This window comes from Variovorax sp. YR752, from assembly GCF_943372545.1.
Genome location: NZ_CALRZC010000411.1, coordinates 1 through 3162, shown reverse-complemented (window position 1 = coordinate 3162; position 3162 = coordinate 1). Strand labels below are relative to the sequence as shown.

The 3162-nt window shown below is 69.5% G+C and carries 5 protein-coding genes; 4 read left to right on the top strand and 1 reads right to left on the bottom strand.

Translation table 11 applies throughout. The features are described from left to right. On the bottom strand, positions 1–448 hold a 448-nt coding region (locus AAG801_RS41260), incomplete at its 3' end, for a phasin family protein (protein WP_341893660.1). A 192-nt stretch (positions 449–640) separates the two neighbouring features. Between AAG801_RS41260 and AAG801_RS41255 the strand changes: the two genes are divergently transcribed. The 4 genes from AAG801_RS41255 to AAG801_RS41240 form a co-directional block, all read left to right on the top strand. Beyond that, a complete protein-coding gene (locus AAG801_RS41255) occupies positions 641–1588 on the top strand; it encodes a histone deacetylase (RefSeq protein ID WP_341893659.1) in 948 nt (315 codons plus the stop codon). Continuing rightward, a complete protein-coding gene (locus AAG801_RS41250) occupies positions 1585–2028 on the top strand; it encodes a thioesterase family protein (RefSeq protein WP_341893658.1) in 444 nt (147 codons plus the stop codon). Before AAG801_RS41255 ends, AAG801_RS41250 begins: the two co-directional genes overlap by 4 nt. After that, positions 2025–2726, top strand: coding sequence for a nitroreductase (locus tag AAG801_RS41245; protein ID WP_341893657.1), 702 nt, complete (start codon positions 2025–2027; stop codon positions 2724–2726). Before AAG801_RS41250 ends, AAG801_RS41245 begins: the two co-directional genes overlap by 4 nt. Further along, a partial coding sequence (locus AAG801_RS41240; protein WP_341893656.1) for a sodium:proton antiporter occupies positions 2723–3162 on the top strand: 440 nt, incomplete at its 3' end. The genes AAG801_RS41245 and AAG801_RS41240, both read left to right, overlap by 4 nt.

Below are 3162 nucleotides of genomic sequence, written 5' to 3'. Positions count from 1 at the left end.
GCACGCTTTCGTAGGCGTTGTTGGCGGCAGCGACGGCCGACTTCACCAGGGCGACGGCGTTCTCGGTGCCGGCCGGGGCGTTCTTGACGGCGGTGTCGACCACGGCGATGAACTTCTTCTGCGCGTCGGCAGCGGTTTCCTCGGCGACCTTGCTCACTTCGGCGTTGGTCGACGCGGCGATGTCGTACAGGTGGCGGCTGTAGGCAGCGGCCTTCTCGGCGGCCGGTTGCAGCAGGCCGGCCTGCAGAGCGAACAGCTCCTGCGCATCCTTGACCGACATGGCGGCCTTGGTGGTGTCGGCGGCTTCGCTCAGCGCGGCCTTGGCGACTTGCAGGTTCAGCTCGACGAGCTTCTCCACGCCTTCGAAAGCCTTGTTGGTCAGACCGAACAGGGTTTCGACGTTGGCCTTGTTGGCGGCGATGACTTGTTCAGCGGTCAGGAAGGACATGTGGATCTCCATTGAGGGGGTGGAACTGGTTTGCCGCATCTTTGTTGCAGTGCAGCATGGGCCGAAGTATAGGCGTGCCCGCACCAAGATCAAGCACTTTTTGCTGCACCGCATCAATCCTAGAGGGGTTTTTCTAGATCGAGCGTGGAAGAGGCCGTGGCGGCAGAATCCGCCGGCCCTGTCGCCGCCCCGATGCAAGCCTTCCATTCCGACCACTTCGTGCTGCCGCTGCCGCCGGGGCACAGCTTCCCGATGCCGAAGTACCGCTTGTTGCGCGAGCGCATCGAGGGCGAGGCGGGCTTCCGGCTGTGCGAGTCCGAGCCGGCCAGCGAGGGCGAACTGGCGCTGGCGCACGAGCCGGGCTACATCGCCGCCGTCGTCAACGGCACCCTGAGCGCCGCGATGCAGCGCGAGATCGGCTTCCCGTGGAGCGAGCGCATGGTGGAGCGCTCGCGCCGCTCGGTCGGCGCCACCATCGCCGCCGCGCGGGCGGCGCTGATCGAGGGCGTGGCCGCCAACCTGGCCGGCGGTACCCACCACGCCAGCGCCGACAAGGGCGGCGGCTACTGCGTGTTCAACGACGCCGCGGTGGCGGCGCGGCTGATGCAGGCCGAATGGCATCGGGCCCGCCGCGCCACGGCCGAGGGCGGCCTGCGGGTCGCGGTGATCGACCTCGACGTGCACCAGGGCAACGGCACGGCGGCGATCTTCCGCGACGACCCGACGGTGTTCACGCTGTCGCTGCACGGCGCGAAGAACTTCCCGTTCCGCAAGGAGGCGAGCGACCTCGACGTCGAACTGCCCGACGGCTGCACCGACGAACCCTACCTGGCCGCGCTGGATGCCGCACTCGATCAACTCTGGGCACGCCACCGCGGCGCCATGCCCGGCCTGGTCTTCTACCTCGCCGGCGCCGACCCGCACGAGGCCGACCGCCTCGGCCGCCTGAAGCTCACGGCCGAGGGCCTTGCCGAGCGCGACAGGCGTGTCTTCACGGCCTGCCGCGAGCGACGCATCCCGGTGGCCGTCAGCATGGCCGGCGGCTACGGGCGCGACATCGGCACCACGGTGGCCATCCAGCACCGCACGCTGCAGGAGGCGCTGGCGAGCTGGAAGCAATGGAACAATGGCGCGCCATGAGCCATCGACCGCAGCCCGAGCCACGCAGCGCCTACCGCCTGTTCCGCCCGATCCAGACGCGCTGGGCCGACAACGACGCCTACGGCCACGTCAACAACGTCGTCTACTACGCCTGGTTCGACACTGCGGTGAACGGCTACCTGATCGAGGCCGGCGCGCTGGACATCCACGGCGGCACGACGATCGGCCTGGTCATCGAGACACGCTGCAACTACTTCGCCTCGCTGGCCTTCCCGCAGCAGGTCGAGGCCGGGTTGCGCGTGGCGCATCGGGGGCGCAGCTCGGTGCGCTACGAGGTCGGCCTGTTTGCCGCCGGTGCGCCGGAGAGCGCGGCGGCCGGCCACTTCATCCACGTCTACGTCGACCGCGCGACACGCCGGCCGGTCGAACTGCCCGACGCCTTGCGCGCCGCCCTCGAACCCCTGATCGTCACCGCATGAGCGACATCACCCCCGCCACCACACGAGCCGTCGACGACGCCATCACCTCGCGCCATTCGATCCGCGCCTACCTGCCCACGCCGGTGCCGCGCGAGACGATCGAAGAGATCCTGCGCGTGGCCGCCCGTGCGCCCTCGGGCACCAACACCCAGCCGTGGCGGGTGCACGTGCTGACCGGTGCGGCGAAGCAGCAGCTCAGCGCCGCGATCAAGGCGGCCTTCGACGATCCCGCCGAGCGCGCCACGCACAGCGAGGAGTACGCCTACTACCCGACGCAGTGGCAGTCGCCCTACATCGAGCGCCGCCGCAAGGTCGGCTGGGACCTGTACGGGCTGCTCGGCATCGGCAAGACCGACAAGGCGCGCATGCACGCGCAGCACGGCCGCAACTACGCCTTCTTCGACGCCCCGGTCGGGCTGATCTTCACCATCGACCGCGTGATGCAGCAGGGCAGCTGGCTGGACTACGGCATGTTCCTGCAGAACATCATGGTGGCGGCACGCGCGCGCGGGCTCGACACCTGCCCGCAGGCCGCCTTCACGCAGTTCCACCGCATCATCGAGGCGCAGCTCGGCCTAGGGCCCGACGAGATGGTCGTGTGCGGCATGTCGCTCGGCGTCGCCGACCCGCAGGCGATCGAGAACACGCTGATCACCGAGCGCGAGCCGGTCGAGGGCTTCACGAGGTTCCACGAATGAATCTGCGTCACTGGGGGACCCTGGCGGCCCTGCTGCTGGCCAGCGGTGGCGCGTCGGCGGCCGAGGTCGACGGCGCCGCGCTCGCGGCCTGGTGGGGCATCCCGTTCGCCGGCATGCTGCTGTCGATCGCGATCATGCCGCTGGCGGCGCCGAAGATCTGGCACCACCATTTCGGCAAGATCGCCGGCGCCTGGGCGCTGGCCTTCATGCTGCCCTATGCGGCGCTGTTCGGCGCGGGTGCGGCCGGTGCCGCGCTGGTCCATGCGCTGGTGGCCGAGTACATCCCGTTCATCATCCTGCTCACTGCGCTGTTCACCGCTGCCGGCGGCATCTACGTGCGCGGCAACCTGCACGGCAGCCCGGTGCTGAACACGGCGCTGATGGCGATCGGCGCGGTGCTGGCCAGCCTGATGGGCACCACCGGCGCCTCGATGCT